The following is a 20,575-nucleotide window of genomic DNA, read 5'->3' as shown; positions in this document are numbered from 1 at the left end:
ATCAGAAGAATGTTATCATAAAAGAGCAGCAAAACTGTAATCAAAGGAGGACGTATGAAAATGTCAGCAATTGAGCAAGCACTTGAAATGCATGAAAAATGGAATGGAAAAATTGAAACTACTGCAAAGTCACACGTAAACTCTCGTGAAGACCTCGCAATCGCATATACACCAGGCGTTGCCGAGCCATGCAAAGTCATTGCAAAGGACCCGGATGCAGCCTACAAATACACGATGAAAGCCAACACAATCGCTGTAGTATCCGACGGTAGTGCCGTTCTCGGACTTGGTAACATCGGAGCCAAAGCCGCCATGCCTGTTATGGAAGGAAAAGCAGTTCTTTTCAAAGAATTCGGCGGAGTCAACGCAGTTCCGATCTGCCTGGACACTCAGGATACAGAAGAGATTATTAAGACAGTTGTCAATATTGCACCTGCTTTCGGCGGAATCAACCTGGAAGATATCTCTGCCCCACGCTGTTTTGAGATTGAGAGCCGTTTAAAAGAACTTCTTGATATCCCTGTATTCCACGATGACCAGCACGGAACCGCCATCGTCGTTCTGGCAGGCATCATCAACGCCCTGAAAGTAACCGGCAAGAAAAAAGAAGACTGTAAAATTGTTGTAAATGGTGCTGGAAGTGCCGGAGTTGCAATCACAAAGCTTCTTCTCACCTACGGTTTCCCGAAGATCACCATGTGTGATATCAATGGAATCATCTCAGCTGATTCACCGAATCTGAACTGGATGCAGAAAGAGATGACCAAAGTGACCAATCTCGACCATGAGACCGGTACACTTGCTGATGCACTCAAGGGTGCTGATATTTTCGTCGGTGTATCTGCCCCGAACATTGTTTCCCAGGAAATGGTTGCTTCTATGAATAAGGATGCGATCCTTTTCGCAATGGCAAACCCGGTACCGGAGATCATGCCGGATCTTGCAAAAGCTGCAGGCGCAAAAGTTGTCGGAACCGGACGTTCTGACTTCCCAAACCAAGTCAACAACGTTGTCGCTTTCCCTGGTATCTTTAAAGGTGCATTAGAGGGACGTGCACCACAGATCACCGAAGAGATGAAGCTTGCCACAGCAAAAGCAATCGCTGGACTTGTTCCGGATGAAGAGCTGAACGAGGACAATATTCTTCCGGAAGCTTTTGACCCTCGCGTATCACAGGTCGTAAGTGAAGCTGTCAAAGCTCTGATTTAATCTTATGAATACAAGAACCTATGATAGCAATCGCCCGCAGGAAATATCCTGCGGGCTTACTTACAAAAAAGGAACTCCTCAGCGCTGGGGAGAACGGCGCTACTATGCACTGGACTACTATCTGAAACAGAATTTCGGTGAAAAACTGTACAAGATTTCTTTAAACGGAGGCTGCTCCTGTCCGAACCGGGACGGAACCTGCGGCACACGCGGTTGTATCTTCTGTAGCGAAGGCGGATCCGGCGATTTTGCCGCTTCTTCTTCTCTTTCCGTTGCCGACCAGCTTACCTATGGAAAAGATCTTGTACGCCCTAAATACAACGGGCACAACTATATCGCCTATTTTCAGGCATATACCAATACCTATGCACCAGCCTGTCATCTGCGCCGGATCTTTACCGAAGCGATTTCTGATCCAGAAGTACGCATTTTATCTATCGCAACGCGTCCGGATTGCCTTTCACCTGAAATCCTTACACTGCTTGCCGAACTAAATGCCATTAAACCGGTCTGGGTAGAGCTTGGACTTCAGACGATCCACGAACGCACTGCCAACTGGATGCGCCGTGGTTATCCACTTTCCGTCTTTGAGCAGGCGGTCCATTCCCTTCACGCGATTGGGGTACAGATCATCACCCACGTAATTTTATTTCTTCCGGGAGAATCTGAAGCAGATATGCTCGCAACCATCCATTATCTGAACGCTCTTCCGATTGACGGAATCAAGCTGCAGCTTCTCCACGTTCTGAAGCATACCGATCTGGCAGATTTTTACAGGCAGGAACCTTTTTATATTCCAGATATGAACTCTTATTTTCATCTGCTCGGAAAATGTATCGCTTCGCTCCGTCCGGATATTGTCATTCACCGTCTGACCGGTGACGGACCAAAATCTCTTCTTATCGCACCGCTCTGGACCGGCAATAAACGGTTAGTACTCAATCAGATGCAGCGCTATTTAAAAGAGCAGAATCTCTGGCAGGGAAAAGAATATACTACATTTTAAGGAGGTAGCCCTATGGCAGAAGCATTTACACTTTATAAACTCATCATTCTATACATGCTGGACAAAGTTGATTTTCCTCTGACCAACTCCCAGATTTCTGAATTTGTCCTGGACAAAGGATATACCGATTATTTCAAACTCCAGCAGGCTCTTTCTGAACTTGCGGACGGTGGTCTCATCCTGAAAGAATCCACTCACAACCGCACTCTTTTCCATCTGACGGAAGATGGGAAAGGGACGATTCATCTTTTCCGGGATAAAATCTCAAAGCCAATCCAGGACGATATTGACCACTTTTTACAGACAAAACAGTATGATCTGAAAAATGAAGTTTCCGTAAAGGCGGATTATATGAAAAATGCAGGAGAGGAATATTCCGTGCGCTGTCAGGTCTTTGAAAATCACGAACCCCTGATCGATCTGACCCTTTCTGTACCGACTGAAAAAGAAGCGGCGGCAATTGCACTCAACTGGCAGAAAAAAAATCAAGTCGTCTATGCGTGGCTGATGTCTCAGTTATTGTGATGGATGTGAATGATACGGTTCGCAAATTAAGGCTGTGATTGGGCAATGATACACTTGAATCTCACGACATGAAAACTCTACGTTGTTCTTTGGGCAGATCTCAGCTACGTTCTTGAAAGCTTGCAAGCCTCATGCCTGCTCCAAAAGAGCTGAATCCCGGGCGCGGACAGAAAACAAATGGATAAGGATTCCATGTTTGTGCTATGGAGATGAGACACAAAAATTGTGGAAGCCCTTGCTGACACAATTTTCGCCTTAAGTGGCTCATCGGAATGGTCAGCACAAAGGAATCTGCTCTATTTGTTTTCTGTCCACGTCCGACCACAACCTACAAAAAAAGCAGACCGTCCCATATTCCGATCTGCCTAAATAACCACCACAAAACTGATGTATTTCCTTTCTTCTATTTCCACCGTAATTTCTCCGTGGTAACGATTCACAAGCATCTTTGCATTATAAAGTCCCAGTCCATGCTTTTTTCCATCTTCTTTCGTAGAAAATCCTTTTTCAAAGAAATGACTGATCTCGCCAAGTCCTATATTTTCGACCTGATTCTTTATCGTGAAGATGAGCTTATCATTCTGGGAATCAATTTCGATCAGTACCTGATTTTTTTCTTCGGTACAGGCTTCGTATGCATTGTCGATCAGGGTTCCAACAATCTCGATCAGGTGGTGTTCGGAAATGCCGGAAACGATTTCTTTGTTCCACACGCGGATATCGGTCCGGACATATTCCGGCGCACGGACAATTTTACTGTAGATAAATCCTGCCAGGATTTTATCGCTGATCTTCAGAAGGGGGAGATACTTCCTGCTGTCATCTTCTCTGGCAATTTCCGTAATATATTCAGACTGCTTTGCTACCAGTTCTTCATAATTGTCGATGGTCAGATGCATATTCAGGATTGCATTCAGATGATTGTCAAATTCATGCTGTTTGGCACGGATTTCTTTGACCAGTTCTTCCAGCGGAATCAGATAGTTCTGATAAAGCCGCAGTTCATTTTCCTTCTGGCGTATCAGTACATAATTACTTCTCCAGTCCACAATTCCCCAGATCACAACGATCACCATCAGAACAAACATGATAAACACCCTGTAATCAAAGGTACCGCTGATCAGGAAATCCACGATCAGATAGACTGATACCATAAGTGCCATTACGCAGAAAATACGATATAGAAATTTGCGTACCCAATCAGCCATTTAACAGTCCTCCGATCACCGATTTGTAAGTCACACCGATTTCTACCGTATCCGGACAATTTTTGATCCGGATGATCCGGTTGACGGTATCGTAATATTCAACTTCATTTTTATTGACCGCATACATCCGATGGCACTGCGCAAACATCCCTTTTGGCATCTTAAGCAGCATCTGTCTGAGAGTCACATAAGGGACATCCCAGTTCTCCGTCACAAGATGCAGTCTTGTTCCTCTCGGTATCGCTTCCAGATAACGGATATCCTCGCATTTCAGCTGATAATTGATCCCGTCTTTTTTCACAACGATCACCGGTGGTTTCTCCCTGCTCTCTTTTTCCAGCACCTTCTGAACAACCTCTTCCACCTGCTCCCTGTGAAATGGCTTCATAATGTACTGGTAACAGTGCAGCTCCCGGTAAGCCTGCATTTCCATATTGCCAATGGCAGTCACCATCACGATCGGGGTAAAAGTATATTCAAACCTCTCCCGTATCTCTCTTGCGAACAAAATCCCACCGATATCCTCCCGGTCCTCGCCGCTTAGATTTACATCCAAAAGGAAAAGACCATACCGGATTTCCTGATCCAGCAGGTCTTTTGCTTCTTTCAGGGAAGATGCCTTGTGGACACGGATATCATCTGAATATGTGGTAAGAATCTCTGACAATGCCTGCAGCGAAGTCAGTTCATCTTCCAGGATCAATACATCCGTCATCTATTTGTCACCTTTCCTCTCTCTTTTTTTAATCTAATCTTCCTTGATCACTTCTTTAGCGCTCTTTACAAGCCCCGCAAGTGACTGCAGTTCTGACGGAATGATGATTTTCGTTGCCTTGCCGTCTGCAGCCTTTTCAAATGCCTCCAGACTCTTGATCGTAAGCACTGCCTGGTCTGCACCCGCTTCACGGATGAAACGGATACCGTCTGCATTTGCCTGCTGTACTTTAAGGATGGCTTCCGCTTCACCTTCAGCCTCTTTGATCCTCTTTTCTTTTTCTGCTTCTGCCTGGAGGATCGCTGCCTGTTTTTCAGCTTCCGCTTTCAGGATCACAGATTCTTTTTCACCTTCTGCAACAAGGACAGTAGATTTCTTTTCACCTTCTGCACGGAGAATAGCTTCACGTCTTTCACGTTCTGCTTTCATCTGTTTCTCCATTGCATCCTGGATTGCTGCCGGTGGAATGATATTTTTCAGTTCCACACGATTGACTTTGATTCCCCATGGATCCGTTGCCACATCAAGAGATGCTCGCATCTTCGTATTGATCGTCTCTCTTGATGTCAGTGTCTGGTCAAGTTCCAGATCACCAATGATGTTACGAAGGGTGGTCGCTGTCAGATTCTCGATTGCCATGATCGGGTTCGCTACTCCGTAGCAGAACATCTTCGGATCTGTAATCTGGTAGAATACAACGGTATCGATCCGCATGGTTACGTTATCCTTTGTGATAACCGGCTGCGGTGCAAAATCAACTACCTGCTCTTTTAAGTCTACTCTTCTTGCCACACGTTCAATGATCGGCAGTTTAAAATGAAGTCCTACACTCCATGTTGCCTGATATGCACCAAGACGTTCGATAACCAGTGCCTTTGCCTGTGGCACGATTTTAATGCAGGAAGTCAGAAACAGTAATGCGATCACAATAATAATTACTAAAATAATAAGTCCCGTCATCTTTTAGTCCTCCTCATATTTTTTTACAATTAACTTTACTCCGGATATATTAACCACCTTCGCCAGTGTTCCGGGTTCCAGGATCACGTTATCCTGTTCGGATCTTACCGTCCACTCTGTACCATTTACCACCGCCATACCAGTCTGCCCTATGTTATCTACTTTCTGGCTGATCCGGATCGTCTTTCCGATGATTCCTTCATAGTTCGTCTTCAGACGGCGGGTGTTAATAAAACGCATTGCAAATGGTCTGGTAAATACAAGCAGTAAAATTGTCACAATAAAAAATGCAACCACCTGTCCGGCAAACGGTACATCCAGAATATTCAGGATCAGTGCCGCCAGCGCACCTCCTGCTCCCCAGATCGTTGTAAGTCCCACCGTTATGATCTCGATCACCAGAAGTACTACCAGAAGAACCAGCCATGCAACAGTTATATAGCTGTCCTGAACCGCTCCCATATTCTTCACTCCTTTCTGCTTACAGATATGGTAGCAGAGTGTCTGTGTCAAATCAATCCCTTCTGCGTGAATGCAGTGATTTCCTGTGCGAATAGGTTACGCTTCATCCTTAATCCGCTTCATATGCGCTTTGATCGTTTGTTCGTAGCCGTTATCGCTCGCTTCATAGAATACGGCATCTTTGATCTCATCCGGCAGATACTGCTGTTTTACATAATGATTCGGATAATCATGCGCGTATTTGTAACCAATTCCATGCCCCAGCTTTGCAGAACCTCTATAATGTGCATCCTGCAAATGCACCGGAACAGTCGTTTTATATTTTTTCACATTGTCCATCGCAGCAAAGACAGCATTACATGCTGAATTACTCTTCGGCGCTGTTGCCACATAAAGAACTGCCTGTGATAAAATGATCTGTGCCTCCGGCATTCCGATCCGCTCCACTGCCTGTGCTGCACTGACTGCAACATTCAGTGCCATCGGATCCGCATTTCCCACATCTTCCGATGCACAGATCATAATCCTGCGGGCAATAAACTTAATGTCTTCTCCGGCATACAGCATCTTTGCCAGATAATATACGGCTGCATCTGGATCAGAACCGCGCATACTTTTAATAAATGCGGATATGGTATCATAATGATTATCTCCTGTCTTATCATATCGCACAACCCGCTTCTGTATACATTCGGATGCAACATCCAGCGTGATATGGATCATTCCATCCTCACTTCTTGGTGTGGTGAGGATACCCAGTTCCACCGCATTAAGCGCAGATCTGGCATCTCCACCGGCAAGGTCTGCCAGGAAATGCAGGGCATCCTCCTCGATCACCGCATGATAGCTTCCCATTCCTTTTTTTTCATCCTGCACCGCTCTCAGAATCAGGGTCTCTACTTCTTCCTGTGAAAGCGGACAAAGTTCAAATACACTGGATCTGGAAAGAAGCGCACCGTTCACCTCAAAGTAAGGATTTTCTGTCGTCGCACCGATCAGAATGATCGTGCCGTCCTCCACAAACGGGAGCAGATAATCCTGCTGTCCTTTATTAAACCGGTGAATCTCATCGATGAAAAGGATTGTCCTTTTCTGGTACATCCCTTTCAGTTCTTTCGCCTTATTCACCACTTCTTCCATATCCTTCTTCCCGGCAACCGTAGCATTGATCTGGGTAAATTCTGCACTTGTAGTATTGGCGATCACCTTTGCAAGCGTAGTCTTTCCGGTTCCCGGAGGTCCGTAAAAAATAACAGAACTCAGTTTATCCGCCTTGATTGCACGGTATAAAAGCTTGTCCTTTCCGATAATGTGCTGCTGTCCAACCACTTCATCCAGAGTCGTCGGACGCAGTCTGGAGGCAAGGGGCGATTCTTTCTCCTTTGTCGTCTCCCGCATATAATCAAATAAATCCATCAAAACCTCTCCTTTAATCCAGCAGCAATTCATCGACTGTCACAAATTCATATCCCTTCGCCTGCATGATATCGATAATGCGAAGTGCCGCCTTTACTGAAGACAGATAACAGTCATGTAATAAAATAATATCATTTTCCTCCGTTTCCGTCACTACTTTATTGACAATTTCTGTCTCGTTATCCGTATTCCAGTCAAGCGGATCCACATTCCATAGCACCGCAATCATGCCGGTATTCTCTTCCATCTCCTTCTTCCAGGCTCCATAGGGCGGTCGCATATATTCCGTCTTTTTTCCGGTAATTTCTTCAATCGCGGTATTGGTCTTTCCGAGTTCGCACTCTGTCATTTCCTGAGACATTTTTGTGAGATCTACATGACTGTAAGTATGATTTCCAATAATATGCCCTTCTTCAGCCTCTCTGCTCACAACTTTCGGATATTTTACTACATTTTCCCCGATCACAAAAAAAGTAACCTTCACATTCCGCCCGGCAAGCCCGTCAAGGAGCACTGGCGTACTGGAAGGATGTGGGCCATCATCAAATGTGAGGGCGATCTTGGGTTTTTCCTGATACTGCTCGTTTGTTCCACCTGCCTCATAGGATGCTTCTACCGTTTCATCGTTCATTCTTATCAGTTTGATCTTTCCGTTATCGATCACTCCCCAGGTAAATAGAAGCCATGTAAAGCATAAAAAACTGATTGTTCCATAAAGCAGTCGGTACCACATACGGATATCCCTCTTTTCCCATTCTCTTTTTACTATATGCGGGAGATTCTTTACCTATGTACTCACATTTATGCTTTCTTGCCTCCGGTACTCTTGCATTAAAAAAATATATACCGAACACCAATCTCTTCCTGTTTTCTATACTCAGATCAAAAAAGGGGATATCAACCAGCTTCTGCTGACTCATATCCCCTGAATGATCTACATTGCTTTTTTATAAAGTTCAATGATATCCCTGATCGTAGACTGTCTCGGATTTGCCATGATATTTCCGCTCTTCATGGCATCGGCAGCCATTAGTTCAATCTTATCCTCCGTTACACCAACATCGGCAAGATGCTGCGGAATACCAAGATCACGAAGCAGATCTCTCGCTTCATCTACCAGCATTTCCGGCACAAAATCGATCACCGGGTCTTTTTCTTTGCTGATATAATTGTAGATCTTCTCATAACGTCCATGATCTGCAAGTGCATTATATTCCACAATCGTTGGAAGAAGAATCGCATTTGCCACACCGTGTGCCACATGGAAATAGGCGCTTACCGGATGGCTCATAGCATGGATATTTCCAAGTCTTGCCCATGCAAATGCGATACCTGCGAACATGCTTCCGGAGAGCATGGCTGCCGCCGCCTCTTCATCCTGACGGTTTGCTACGAATCTGCGCAGATTTGCACCGATCAGTTCCATTGCCTTTTCTGCCATTGCATCAGAAAATGGAGATGCATCTCTTGAAGTGTAAGCCTCCCATGCATGAATCAGTGCATCTACGCCACATGCTGCGGCTACCGATGCCGGAGAAGTCATAACAAGCTCCGGATCCAGAAGTGCATAGCTTGGGATCAGCTCATAGCTGAACACAGTCAGCTTATAATTTCTTGCTTCATCGGTAATAACAGAAAATGCCGTCACTTCACTTCCTGTACCTGCAGTTGTCGGGATCGCAATGATCGGAACGATCGGTCCCGGTACCTTGTGTGCACCTTCATAATCTCCGATCTCTCCGCCGTATTTTGCAAGAACACCAACTGCCTTTGCCACATCCATCGGACTTCCGCCACCGAAAGCTACAATACTGGTTGCTCCTGCTTTTTTGTATGCTTCTGTTGCTTTATCTACCGTTGCAACAGATGGATTTGCTTCTACATCAGTAAATACTTCCACTTCGATACCGGAAGCCTTCACGATCTCTTCGACTTTCTCGACCATTCCGATCTTCTTCAAAACCGGTCCGGAGATCAGAAGCATCTTCTTGGAACCACTTTTCTCAAGAAGCTCCGGAAGTCTTTTTAAACTGCCTTTTCCAAAAATAATATCCTGTGGTACATTGAATGTAAAATCTTTCATCATCTACTACTCCTTTTAAATAAGAATGTGCCTCGGCACATTCTCGCGCCGAGCGCAGTCGCTTGCGACATTCTTCATCTTCGTGCGAGTGCGCATCTCCGGCACGCAGTGCCTTTTGTTTCATAGGAAGTTCCTTCGGAATTTCCTATAAAAAAGGACGAGACCGCACCTTAGCAGTCTCGCCCTTGAGTTTCTACTTACACAGCATATACCCTCTGTCATTTTTTTGTCAAGAGGATTTTCTGTTTTTATTTCTTCTTTTTCTTTCCATTCTTCTTTGTCGGCTTTTTCACGCTATAGCCAAATGTTCCGAGCAACTTACCCAGACTATAATACTGTCCGTGCACATATACGATCGGATCGGTCTTTTCCAATGCAAATCGCCCTTTTTGATCCATATAGGCATCATCTACATGAACCGCTTTTACCTCGGCAAGGAAAATATGATGCGACCCCGGCGTTTCTTTTTTGACCACCTTACACTCGATGTTGACCGGACTCTCCGCAATCAGTGGCGCACTCACATATTCTGCCTTTTCCGGTGTCAGATGCAGCTCTTTGAATTTGTCCACATCTTTTCCCGAACGCACACCGCAATAATCCGTTGCATACGCAAGTTTTTCCGTCGTCAGATTGATTACAAATTCTCCGGTCTCATCGATCATATGATAAGAATACCGCTCTGGTCTCACGGAAATCGAAACCATCGGCGGGTTTGTGCAGACCGTTCCCGCCCACGCCACGGTAATGATATTCGGATTGCCTTCTTTATCTGCCACACTGACCATAACTGCAGGCAGTGGATACAGCATATTTCCCGGCTTCCAGATCTGTTTTGCCATAAGCCATCTCTCCTATAAAGTTATCTGTTTTTATTTTTGCTGCAGGTAAGTTACCAGAACAGGGATCATCTGTTTCTTTCTTGATACTACACCTTTCAGGAGAATTTTTTCCGTATCTCCCGGCAGTTCAAACGCTTCAAGAACCTGTTCCTTTGCATTTTCACCACAGCAAAGGAGTTCTGTAGACTCTTCCAGAATATTAGTCATCATCAGATACAACATATGCAGTCCCTGGGTCTTTCTCGCCTCTTCCAGATATGGGATCAGACGTCCTTTCACCTCATCCAGTTCATCCTGATTCATGGATGTGATCTGTCCGACTCCAAACATGATATCTTTTACATTGAACACCTTAAAGTCCTGGAAACAGATCTCTTCTACGGATTTGCCACGCAGATTGCTTCCCGCATTGAACATCTCTTTTGCATGTTCTTCCATATCAATCTCGGCAATCCGCGCCAGTGCCTCTGCTGCCGCCTGATCAACCATCGTACAGGTTGGTGAACGGAACAGTAACGTATCCGAAATAATTGCAGAACACAGAAGTCCCGCCATCTGTGGCTCTACCTCTACACCACTTTCCTGATACATCTGGTAAATGATCGTAGCGGTACATCCAACCGGCTGATTCCGGAAATATACCGGTCCGATTGTCTCCAGACCGCCCAGTCTGTGATGATCAATGATCTCCTGCACCTCTGCCTCTTCAATTCCATTCACAGCCTGTGATTTTTCATTATGATCCACAAGAATCACCTGTTTTTTACGGGATGTCATAAGTCTTCGTCTGGAGAGGAAACCACAGAACTTTCCTTTATTATCCAGAATTGGAAAATCTCTGTACTTCGTCTTTGACATAACTTCTTTCACATGTTCCACATAATCATTCAAATGAAAAATCTCCAGATTATCACGGCTCATAAAATACTTGACCGGAATACTCTGGTTGATCAGCCTTGCAGCAGTAAAGGTATCATGTGGTGTCTGAATAATCACGATATCTCTCTCCTCTGCCATCTTCTTGATCGTCTTGGAAATATTGGCTCCCTGGCAGATGACCAGACAGCTTGCATCCATCTCGATCGCGCACAGCTGTGACTCATAACGGTTTCCAAGAATGACAAGATCATCCTTCTCAATAAAATTCTCCATCAGATCCGGACTGGATGCGGCAATGACAACTTTTCCATTCAGGAAATAGCCATGCTCATTCCCGGAGATCAGTGTTCCGTCCAGTGTTTTGACGATATTACGGTACTGGGTTCTCGCTGTTGCAAGGATATTATTATCGTACACTTCCATATATGACGTAGCAATATCTCCGATAGTGATCAGCCCTTCCAGCTTCTCACCTCTTGTTACCGGCAGTGTCTTAATATTCTCATCTTTCATTCTTGCCCATGCGTCTTTAATGGACATGTGACCAGATACACCCTCAATATGACGGATATCCATATCTTTTACCTGAAGGTGTACATTGTCCAGAAGAGACGGCACACTTACCTGGAATTTATCCAGAACATATGCTGTCTCACCATTTACCTCGCCCGCTCTTTTCGCTATGTATTTTTCTCCTGTGATTTTATTTTTCAGATTTGCATATGCAATTGCCGAACAGATAGAATCTGTATCTGGATTTTTATGTCCGATCACATATACTTTCTTTGGTTTTTTCTGATCCATTTTATATTACTCCATTACTATCTCTTGTTCCTTTACTTTTCAGAATGCCATTTTTTTTACTGTTCGTCAACCCTTGTTCGGATAAAAGACCATTACACTAAATTTTAAACAATATCTCTACCAGTGCCTTCGGTCTGCCACCCGCTGCCGCTGTCTTCTTTGCATACACTTTTCCATAACCGGCTTCCATGATCTTATTCATGATCCGGCGCGCACTTCTGACCGTAATTCCCAGACACTCCGCCAACTGATGTGCATCGAAAATATAACTTTTTCTTACATCTGCAATGGCAATGATCTTCAGAATTGACGTTGTGCTGAGCCCGGTTTTTTCTGAAATTTCCTGTAACTTCGGGTCGGAAGAAATGAGCTGATATTCCAGCTGGATCTCCTTTCCAAGCGGTCCGTGCTGTGTCTGACCGGCATCAATCCAGAAAATCTCCTGCTTTGCATTTTTCAGGGAAAAATCCAGTGCACGTCTTGCGTTCATTTCCGCGTCATTCATCGTGCCTCCGGTTCCGATCCCTACATTCAGGCTGATTTTCTTCTCCTCCTGCACTTTTTTTTGCAGATTCAGAAGCTTCCGCTGGTTAAATTCTTCTTGTACAGCCCCGGAATTGGAAAATACAATATATTCTCTTCTTCCTGATGCAAAAATTGCACCTTGAATCCCTTCTGTATATTTGATGATTTCTTTTTCAATATCTGCTTTTGCAAGCATACTTGAATAATAATTCTCTTCTCTGCTCTTATAATCCGTCAGCTGAAAAATCTCAACTGCTGCCTGCGCATATTCTGCTTCCTGAAGCGCACATTCATTTTTTAATTTTTCCAGTGCCACTCTCACTTTTGCCCTGGTCGGAGGCAGATAAATTGCATGGTATCCCTTTTCCTGCAGTGTCTTATACACCCACCGAAGAGAAGTCAGTGCCACATTGACCTTTCCTTCATCCAGAAGCTTCATGTGCCACTCCACATACTGTTCTTCTTCCACTCCTGCCTGAAACGGACAGGAATAAATGTTTCTTGCCTGGATGTCAAATGCATCCAGTAAATCCTCAATGACCTGTTTTTCTACAATATCAATACTAAATGCATCCAGTTCAATATTACTTTTCTGCATCTGCAGAAATGCTCCCGCAATGCTGATTACCGATTTTTCCACCGACACATGCGGCCTGGTGAAATGATAGTTTCTCCCCACAAAACTTTCGATCGCACAGCCCGTAAACAGTACCGCATCACACTCCTGTTCACATTCCTCAATCAGCCGGTCACTTCGGTTAACCTGTTCCTCTTCATAAGAAGCTACTTCTACTGAACTGTCGATTTCTTTTATACTCTTCTTAACAACCTCACAAGATGATTTTGATCCGATAACTCCAACTTTCACAAATTTGTCCCCCGTATTGCGATCTTCTATCCAGAGAACCTGCCGTTGGCAGCTTCTCTCTATATATCTGAATAATTGCTTTAAAAAAGGAACCCCTTAAACGGGATTCCTTTTTATTATAACTCAGAGCCATCAAAAACCACAAGCTTAGAATGCTCTTTTTTTAATTCCAGATAACTTTCTTTTGTCAGCGTCGGTTTGAAATTGTCAAGAATCTGTTTTGCCTTTTTTGCGTTATCATAAAGAAGATCAATGATCGTAAGCGCCATCATCTTTGCCGGAACGATATAAGCAAGTTCCGGGTCCGCAAGACGGTAATCCTTGGAGTGAAGTCCTCCGGTTATTCCCTCTGTCCAGATGTGCATACACGGCATGATCTGAGAAAGATCCCCCAGATCTGTAGAACCTGCTGTCTCATAAAGCTCTACAAATGAATCTTTTTCCGCCCCTGTATATTCGATCATATTTTCTTTATATAATGCTGAAAGCTCACGGTTGGTATTCATCGGAAGATATCCGATCTTATCGTCAATCTCGACTTTTCCTCCGATTGCAAGTGCTCCGGCTTTTAACGCACGGTTCACTTTTTTACTGGCATCCAGCATTCCATCAATTGTGAAAGCACGTACCATGATCTGCATCTTCACAACAGCAGGAACTACATTTACCAGATCTCCGCCTTCTGTAATGATCGCACTTACACGAACCTTTTCTTTCTCCTGAAAAGTCTCACGGAGTGCATGAATGTTGTTCAGTGCCAACTCTGCCATATTTAACGCATTGATTCCTTCATGTGGTGCGAAACCTGCATGCGCAGCTTCTCCGATAAATGTTACCGTCTTTGTCACAAATCCGTTGCAGTCGGTATCAATCGTGCAATGCCTGCCATTTCCAATTTCCATCATGTGACACTGCAATGCCATATCCACATCATCAAAGCCACCACGTTTTAAATATTCCTGCTTGCCGCCGTAAAAACTGATCTTATTTTCACGGATCAGACTGTCGCGATAATCATAATCTACACATTCTTCCGCAGGGATCGCAATAAAATCAACCGCTCCACCCAGTTCCTTCATCACTCCGGATCTTAAAAGACCAATCGCACATCCATACAGATCTGCAAGCTGTGCATGATGACCGCAGGCATGAACATTTCCTTCTGGCGTACTGTCCGGATGTTCTTTGCACTGGATACAGTCCAGCTCTCCGATCACGGCAATTCTTGTATTCCCTTTTTTCGGAGTTGAAACCTTACAGCCAGTATATGCAATTTCCGTCTCCGGCTCTTCTCCAATCTCCTGAAATGCCTTTATCATTCTTTCTGTAGTCTTAAATTCTTTGTAGCCAAGTTCAGGCGTTTTATATACATCATCACCAAGCTGAATGATCAGATCTCTGTTCGCGTCAATCGCGTCCAGACATCTCTGCTTCAGTTCTTCTTTTTCCATCTATGTCGTCCATCTCCTATTCTGCACCCATCAGTCTTCTCAGTACTTTTGTCACTTTCCAGGTCTCATCTGTATCAAGCGCTTCTTCTACTGTGTGTACATTGATCATTCCACATCCCAAAATGACGCTCTTATATCCGTGTCCCGCAAGCACATTTGCATCACTTCCGCCACCGATGATCATTTTATTTGCTGTAATTCTTTCTTCTGCCATTGCATTTACAGTATCCTGGATCAATTCACAGTCTTCTTCCAGCGACAGGACCGGGTAAGCCATCTCATGCTTCATCTCATAACAGGCTCCCATTTCCTCTACAGCTTCCTTGCAACACTGTTCCATATGTGCAACCTCTGCAGCCAGCTTTTCCATACTGTGTGAACGGATCTCTGCGGTAAATGTAACCTCATCTGTTACGATGTTGGTTGCAGATCCACCTTCAATATGTCCGATATTAGAGGTTGTTTCATAATCAATACGTCCGATGTGCATCTTACTGATTGCCTTTGATGCCACAACAATTGCATTGATTCCTTTTTCCGGTTCAATTCCGGCATGTGCTTTCTTTCCTTTGAAAGTAATCTCAATCGCTTCCATTGCCGGTGCTTTGTATGCGAGAGTCTCTGCTCCACCGGTTGCATCTACAACAACCAATTCCTTGCATGGCAGCATAGACATATCCATGTGCTTTGTTCCCATCATACTAATCTCTTCGGAGCAGGTAAATACAAGATAAATATCTCTGTGCGGTACACCGCTTTCAATGATATCTTCTACCGCTTCCATGATTGCTGAAATTCCAGCTTTGTCATCTCCGCCAAGTGTTGTTGTCTTGTCGGTACTGATGATGTTTCCATTGATCACCGGATTTACATTTCTGCAAGGCTCAATCTGATCCATATGTGCTGCAAATCCAAGTGGACGTTCCTTCGTATTTCCTTTTACAAATGCAACGATATTTCTGCCGTTTCCACCATAAGCTTCCCCGGCATGATCTGACTGGAACGGAATGTTCCGCTCTCTCAGCCAGTTTTCTATCCAGTCCGCCATCTCTTTTTCCCCTTTTGACGGGCTGTAGATCTTGATCATCTCAATAAATCTTTCCTGTAATCTTTCTCTCGATAACATCGTTTTTCCTTTCCGGACTTAGTCCTCAAGCTCTTTCTTGTAGATAATCTTTCCTGCGAAAATAGATCCAAATACGGCTACCAGGATAACAACGTATGACGGTGTTCCAGGGAAGAAGGATAAGAATCCGTTTTTCATCAGCCAGTTCATTGCAAATGCAATAACTACTGCAACTACACCAAGCTTCGGTCTTGTGATTGCGAACTGTCCGAATACAGCTCCGTAAAGTGCCGGAAGAAGGAAGTTGAGGGCCTGCTTGAATCCTTCTGGCATCATACCGATAATTGCGTTTCCTGCAATTGCTCCGATTGTCAGAATCACAATATTTACAATGATCGATACAGCAATACCGATGGTTGATACAACAGAACCTTTGTCACTCCCCATTTCAACGCCTGCTGCTTCCTGTGCAACAGAAGAACACGGAACACGCATGTTGGATGTATTTCCTGAAAGGAATGTCAGATAAGTTCCCGGGATTCCAAGAATCGGGAAATAGGAAATCGGTTCTACAATATAAAATGCTCCACTTACACTGATCTGTGCGATTGTACCTGCAATGATTGCGGATACCGGTGGCATACATCCGTATACAACTGAGATAACAAGTGCCGGTCCAAAACATGTAATGATACCTAATAACATGGTGATTTTTCCCCATTTGACAATACCAGGTATATAGACTTTGTTGTAGTATTCTTTATTCATATCTTTATCCTCTCATTCCTATTAAAATACAGTGTTCCAGATGTAACCAATGAGCATGCCTGAGAACATGGAAATTGCAAAGGCCCATTCTCTGAGCCATCCAATATTCTTTTCTTTCGCTAACTTTGTCAGGATCATCATAAGAATGCATCCTACGATTGTTGCGATTGCCGGTGCTCCGCCAAATGCAAACTGATTCTTTTCGTTGAAGAAGTTTCCTGATGCAAGGTTTGCAAATGCACCAAGCATCGCTCCTGCTGAAATGATCGGAACCATTTTGGAATTTCCTTTTGACATCAGATGGTTTACTTTATCCATCTTATCTGTGAAAAGGAGTGTGAAAATCAGCCATCCAAGTGAACCACAGATCATGGTCCATACACCGCAGGCGAATGCAACCGGTGTCAGGTTCTCCAGTGTAGCGCCCATTGCCTGTGCGCCAAATCCGGCTGCCATTGCTTCATAGTTAACGGATCCGATGAAAGAAAGTCTCATCCATGAAACAGGTGCTCCCATTGATACGATCAGAGAGATCATTGTTACCAGGATTACAATAGATGGTCCAATTGAGGAAATGGCACTACTCTTAATTGCCATATTGATCTTTTCCTGTTCAATTCCAATCTCTTTTGCTGCTTTGAGCGACTTCCTGAAAAACAGTACGGACTGAAAAACTACGATTCCTACTGCTATTGCGGCACTCACCCACATCAGAGGGCTGTTTGCCAGTTCCAGATAATTCACGTTTCCCTTCATTTTAAATTCTCCTTTGCCTTTTAGTTTAGGACACTGTCCTTAATATGTCCTTATGTTGGTAATATACAATTTATTTTTTCTTTTGTCAACTTTTTTCATAAATTTTACTATTCAAAATATACACAAATTTTTACCACAATTTTCGTACATAATAACGATTTTTTCTTTTTAAGCACAATTTAACCGTCTAACCATCTGGAATCCATACTTTTTATCTATACAAAAATGTGTTATACTAATAAACATATTGAGCATACGTTCAGAAAAATAAACTAACAGAGGTGTTAAGATGGAAAACGAAAAATTACAGGAACAGACAGAAAGCATGGCAGACTACGAAGCACATTTCGATGATGCCAATCCATGGAATGTGGTCGCACGTTATCAGGAAGAAGGAACCAATCTTCACGTAAAAGTAGAAGGAATCGTAAATGGTGGTGTCATCGCCATGGTCGAAGGACTTCGAGGATTCATCCCGGCATCCCGCCTTTCTCTTTCTTATATCGAAGATCTGGAGACTTATCTTCTAAAAGAAATTGATGTCCGCGTGATCGAAGCAAACCAGGCAGAAGGACGCCTGATCTTATCTGCACGTGAGATTTTAAGAGAACAGAAAAAAGCAGAAGATGCAAAAAAACTTGCATCTGTACAGGTTGGAAGTGTTGTAAAAGGTACCGTTGAATCGCTTCAGTCCTACGGTGCATTTGTGCGTCTCGAGAACGGTCTTTCCGGTCTGGTTCACATTTCCCAGATCAGTACCCAGAGAATCAAATCAGCAGACCAGGTACTTCACGTTGGGGACGAAGTAGATGTCAAAGTCATCGGTATCAAAGACGGTAAGATCAGCCTCAGTATCAAGGCTCTTGCCGAAGATGCTGAAAAAGAACAGGAGGAAGAGCTGGAACACGTAGAAATTCCGAAAGTAGAAGCAATCGGAACCAGCCTTGGGGATCTGTTTAAAAATATCAAGCTTTAAAAATTATAATTTAAAAAAGGGAAGCCTGCACCTTCGCAGACTTCCCTTTATCATTACCTGATAAGTATCACTGACACTTTATGCGAGAATGTACCCCCTGTACATTCTTTTCTATTTCTCCAGTGCTTCCAGATCCTGCATCCAGACTGCCGCACACGCATCGCTCGGCATTCTCCAGTCTCCTCTCGGAGAAAGTGCCACCGTACCGATCTTCGGTCCGTCCGGCAGGCAGGAGCGCTTAAACTGCTGCGCAAAAAATCTTCGGTAAAAGGTCTTCAGCCATTTCATGATCGTCTCGCTGTCATAAGTTCCTTCAAATGCAAGCTTTGCGAGCCGATAGATCTTTGACGGTTCAAAGCCAAATCTCAGAACATAATACAGATAAAAATCATGCAGTTCATACGGACCTACAAGGTCTTCCGTCTTCTGGGCGATCTCGCCATCCTTCGGTGGAAGAAGCTCCGGACTTACCGGTGTGTCAAGAACATCCAGAAGTACCTCTTTCAGCTCCTGATCCTCACAGGTATCCGCATAATACTGAACCAGATGGCGTACCAGTGTCTTCGGAACAGATGCATTGACTCCGTACATAGACATATGATCTCCATTATAAGTCGCCCACCCAAGAGCCAGCTCCGACATATCTCCGGTTCCGATGACCATGCCCCATTCCTGGTTAGCAATATCCATCAGCACCTGGGTACGCTCTCTTGCCTGTGAATTCTCATAGGTCACATCATGTACCTCTTCATCATGTCCGATATCACGGAAATGCACATGGACCGCATCCGCGATCGGCACCTCTTTCAAAGTGGCTCCCAACTTCTTCGACATCAGGCAGGCATTCTGATAGGTTCTGTCTGTCGTACCAAAGCAAGGCATCGTCACTGCAATGATATCCTTGCGGTCTTTTCCTGCCATTTCAAACGCTTTCGCCGTCACAAGCAGTGCCAGCGTTGAATCCAAACCGCCAGAAATTCCAACGACTGCTGTTCTCGAGTGAGTATGCACCAGACGCTTTTTCAGTCCCATTGCCTGGATCATCAGAATCTCCTCACAGCGCTTTTCCCTCTCTGCCATATTCTGTGGAACAAAAGGGGTCTGTGCAAAGCTTCTGGTAAGTGCTGTCTCTTCCACACTTATGTGGAACAGTACTTTTGGAAGATGACGTTCTTCCGTTGTCTGGAAAGTTGTATTTTTTCTCCGTTCACTTAAAAGACGGAAAATGTCAATCTCACTGACGATCATCTCGTTGGCAAACCGCTTTGCTTCTTTCAGGATCGTCCCATTCTCTGCAATAATATTGTGTCCGCCAAATACCACATCCGTTGTAGACTCTCCGTCCCCGGCATTTGCATAGACATAACCTGCAATCAGTCTTGCAGACTGTCCCTTGATCAGTTCCTCCCGGTAACTATCCTTTCCGATCGTCTCATCACTTGCTGAACAGTTGACCAGGATGATCGCGCCTTCTCTTGCCGCCTCAATGCTCGGCGGGATTGGTGACCATACATCCTCACAAATCTCTGCCGATACGACCAGATCATCCATCTCTGCCGCCTGATACAGGATCTGCGGCCCAAACAGGATTTCTTCCCCTTCATAAGAAATCACTCTTGCTTTTTTCGGTCCCTGACGGAATTGACGCATCTCATAAAATTCCCCATAATTCGGAAGAAATGTCTTGGTTGTAAAGCCAAGGATCTTTCCGTCATTTAATGCGGCCGCAACATTATAAAGCTCTCCATCAATTGCAAGTGGAAGCCCAACAAATACAAGTGCTTCTGTATGCCTGGTCTCTTCTGCAACTTTTGCAAGTGCTCTGCGCACCTCTTTTAACAGTATATCCTGTGTAAAAAGATCGCTGCAAGTATACCCGGTCAGGCAAAGCTCCGGAAAAACAATGATCTTTGCGCCAGCCTTCTCAGCTTCTTTCATACGTTTGCAGATTTCCTTACAGTTGTGCCAGACATCCGCCACACGAATATCAACTGTGACTGCTGCAACTTTGATAAATCCCTGTTTCATGTGTTTACCGTTACTGAAAACTTATAAA

The 20,575-nt window shown here is 44.3% G+C and carries 19 protein-coding genes; 4 read left to right on the top strand and 15 right to left on the bottom strand.

The genetic code is table 11. The annotated features are described in order from the left end of the window. The first annotated feature begins 60 nt into the window (after positions 1–60). Genes PGR14_RS11730 through PGR14_RS11720 form a run of 3 tightly spaced genes read left to right on the top strand, consistent with a single transcriptional unit; the run spans position 61 to position 2,740 of the window. Entirely contained in the window at positions 61–1,209 is a 1,149-nt protein-coding gene (locus PGR14_RS11730; protein ID WP_022220405.1) for an NAD(P)-dependent malic enzyme, read from the top strand. Positions 1,210–1,213: 4 nt separating this feature from the next. Beyond that, complete coding sequence (locus PGR14_RS11725) at positions 1,214–2,215, top strand: TIGR01212 family radical SAM protein (RefSeq protein ID WP_270223460.1); 1,002 nt, start codon at positions 1,214–1,216, stop codon at positions 2,213–2,215. A 12-nt stretch (positions 2,216–2,227) separates the two neighbouring features. After that, positions 2,228–2,740: a DUF4364 family protein gene (locus tag PGR14_RS11720; protein ID WP_008369564.1), complete on the top strand. Its 513-nt coding sequence runs from the start codon at positions 2,228–2,230 to the stop codon at positions 2,738–2,740. Between the two features lie 365 nt (positions 2,741–3,105). On the opposite strand, the gene PGR14_RS11715 is transcribed toward PGR14_RS11720, so the two are convergent. The 14 genes from PGR14_RS11715 to PGR14_RS11650 form a co-directional block, all read right to left on the bottom strand. Continuing rightward, the gene (locus tag PGR14_RS11715) at positions 3,106–3,948 is read right to left on the bottom strand and encodes a sensor histidine kinase (protein ID WP_008369567.1); all 843 of its coding nucleotides are present in this window, start codon (positions 3,946–3,948) and stop codon (positions 3,106–3,108) included. Then, positions 3,941–4,663, bottom strand: coding sequence for a LytR/AlgR family response regulator transcription factor (locus PGR14_RS11710; protein WP_055247832.1), 723 nt, complete (start codon positions 4,661–4,663; stop codon positions 3,941–3,943). Before PGR14_RS11710 ends, PGR14_RS11715 begins: the two co-directional genes overlap by 8 nt. A gap of 33 nt (positions 4,664–4,696) precedes the next feature. Next, positions 4,697–5,623, bottom strand: a complete 927-nt coding sequence (locus PGR14_RS11705; protein WP_022220408.1) for an SPFH domain-containing protein — start codon at positions 5,621–5,623, stop codon at positions 4,697–4,699. Positions 5,624–5,626: 3 nt separating this feature from the next. Further along, positions 5,627–6,085 carry an NfeD family protein gene (locus tag PGR14_RS11700; protein ID WP_022220409.1) on the bottom strand — a complete coding sequence of 153 codons (459 nt, stop codon included), beginning with the start codon at positions 6,083–6,085 and terminating at the stop codon, positions 5,627–5,629. Between the two features lie 96 nt (positions 6,086–6,181). Continuing rightward, on the bottom strand, positions 6,182–7,501 hold the full coding sequence (locus tag PGR14_RS11695; RefSeq protein WP_055247831.1) for a replication-associated recombination protein A: 1,320 nt from the start codon (positions 7,499–7,501) through the stop codon (positions 6,182–6,184). 13 nt (positions 7,502–7,514) lie between these two features. Next, complete coding sequence (locus PGR14_RS11690; protein ID WP_207719254.1) at positions 7,515–8,132, bottom strand: polysaccharide deacetylase family protein; 618 nt, start codon at positions 8,130–8,132, stop codon at positions 7,515–7,517. 303 nt (positions 8,133–8,435) lie between these two features. Then, positions 8,436–9,584, bottom strand: coding sequence for an iron-containing alcohol dehydrogenase (locus PGR14_RS11685; RefSeq protein WP_055156811.1), 1,149 nt, complete (start codon positions 9,582–9,584; stop codon positions 8,436–8,438). 248 nt (positions 9,585–9,832) lie between these two features. Then, positions 9,833–10,426, bottom strand: a complete 594-nt coding sequence (locus tag PGR14_RS11680) for a flavin reductase family protein (RefSeq protein WP_022221152.1) — start codon at positions 10,424–10,426, stop codon at positions 9,833–9,835. Positions 10,427–10,456: 30 nt separating this feature from the next. Beyond that, the gene (locus PGR14_RS11675) at positions 10,457–12,109 is read right to left on the bottom strand and encodes a putative manganese-dependent inorganic diphosphatase (RefSeq protein ID WP_055247828.1); all 1,653 of its coding nucleotides are present in this window, start codon (positions 12,107–12,109) and stop codon (positions 10,457–10,459) included. A 97-nt stretch (positions 12,110–12,206) separates the two neighbouring features. Then, the gene (locus PGR14_RS11670) at positions 12,207–13,502 is read right to left on the bottom strand and encodes a GTP cyclohydrolase IIa (RefSeq protein WP_270223456.1); all 1,296 of its coding nucleotides are present in this window, start codon (positions 13,500–13,502) and stop codon (positions 12,207–12,209) included. 116 nt (positions 13,503–13,618) lie between these two features. Next, a complete protein-coding gene (locus PGR14_RS11665) occupies positions 13,619–14,953 on the bottom strand; it encodes an amidohydrolase (RefSeq protein ID WP_055247826.1) in 1,335 nt (444 codons plus the stop codon). Positions 14,954–14,969: 16 nt separating this feature from the next. Next, positions 14,970–16,079, bottom strand: coding sequence for a M20/M25/M40 family metallo-hydrolase (locus PGR14_RS11660; protein WP_008369593.1), 1,110 nt, complete (start codon positions 16,077–16,079; stop codon positions 14,970–14,972). A gap of 18 nt (positions 16,080–16,097) precedes the next feature. After that, entirely contained in the window at positions 16,098–16,787 is a 690-nt protein-coding gene (locus tag PGR14_RS11655; protein ID WP_211133869.1) for a hypothetical protein, read from the bottom strand. Positions 16,788–16,808: 21 nt separating this feature from the next. Further along, entirely contained in the window at positions 16,809–17,543 is a 735-nt protein-coding gene (locus PGR14_RS11650) for a DUF5058 family protein (RefSeq protein WP_008369597.1), read from the bottom strand. A 289-nt stretch (positions 17,544–17,832) separates the two neighbouring features. On the opposite strand from PGR14_RS11650, the gene PGR14_RS11645 reads away from it, so the two are divergent. Continuing rightward, complete coding sequence (locus tag PGR14_RS11645) at positions 17,833–18,519, top strand: S1 RNA-binding domain-containing protein (RefSeq protein ID WP_022221145.1); 687 nt, start codon at positions 17,833–17,835, stop codon at positions 18,517–18,519. Positions 18,520–18,630: 111 nt separating this feature from the next. On the opposite strand, the gene PGR14_RS11640 is transcribed toward PGR14_RS11645, so the two are convergent. Next, a complete protein-coding gene (locus PGR14_RS11640) occupies positions 18,631–20,547 on the bottom strand; it encodes an NAD(+) synthase (protein WP_270223454.1) in 1,917 nt (638 codons plus the stop codon). Between the last annotated feature and the right edge of the window lie 28 nt (positions 20,548–20,575).

It is taken from the genome of Coprococcus sp. AF99-45 (genome assembly GCF_027663865.1).
Taxonomy (GTDB): domain Bacteria; phylum Bacillota; class Clostridia; order Lachnospirales; family Lachnospiraceae; genus Allocoprococcus; species Allocoprococcus comes.
Note: the sequence above shows the minus strand (reverse complement) of the source record. Positions and strands in the feature narration are given on the sequence as shown.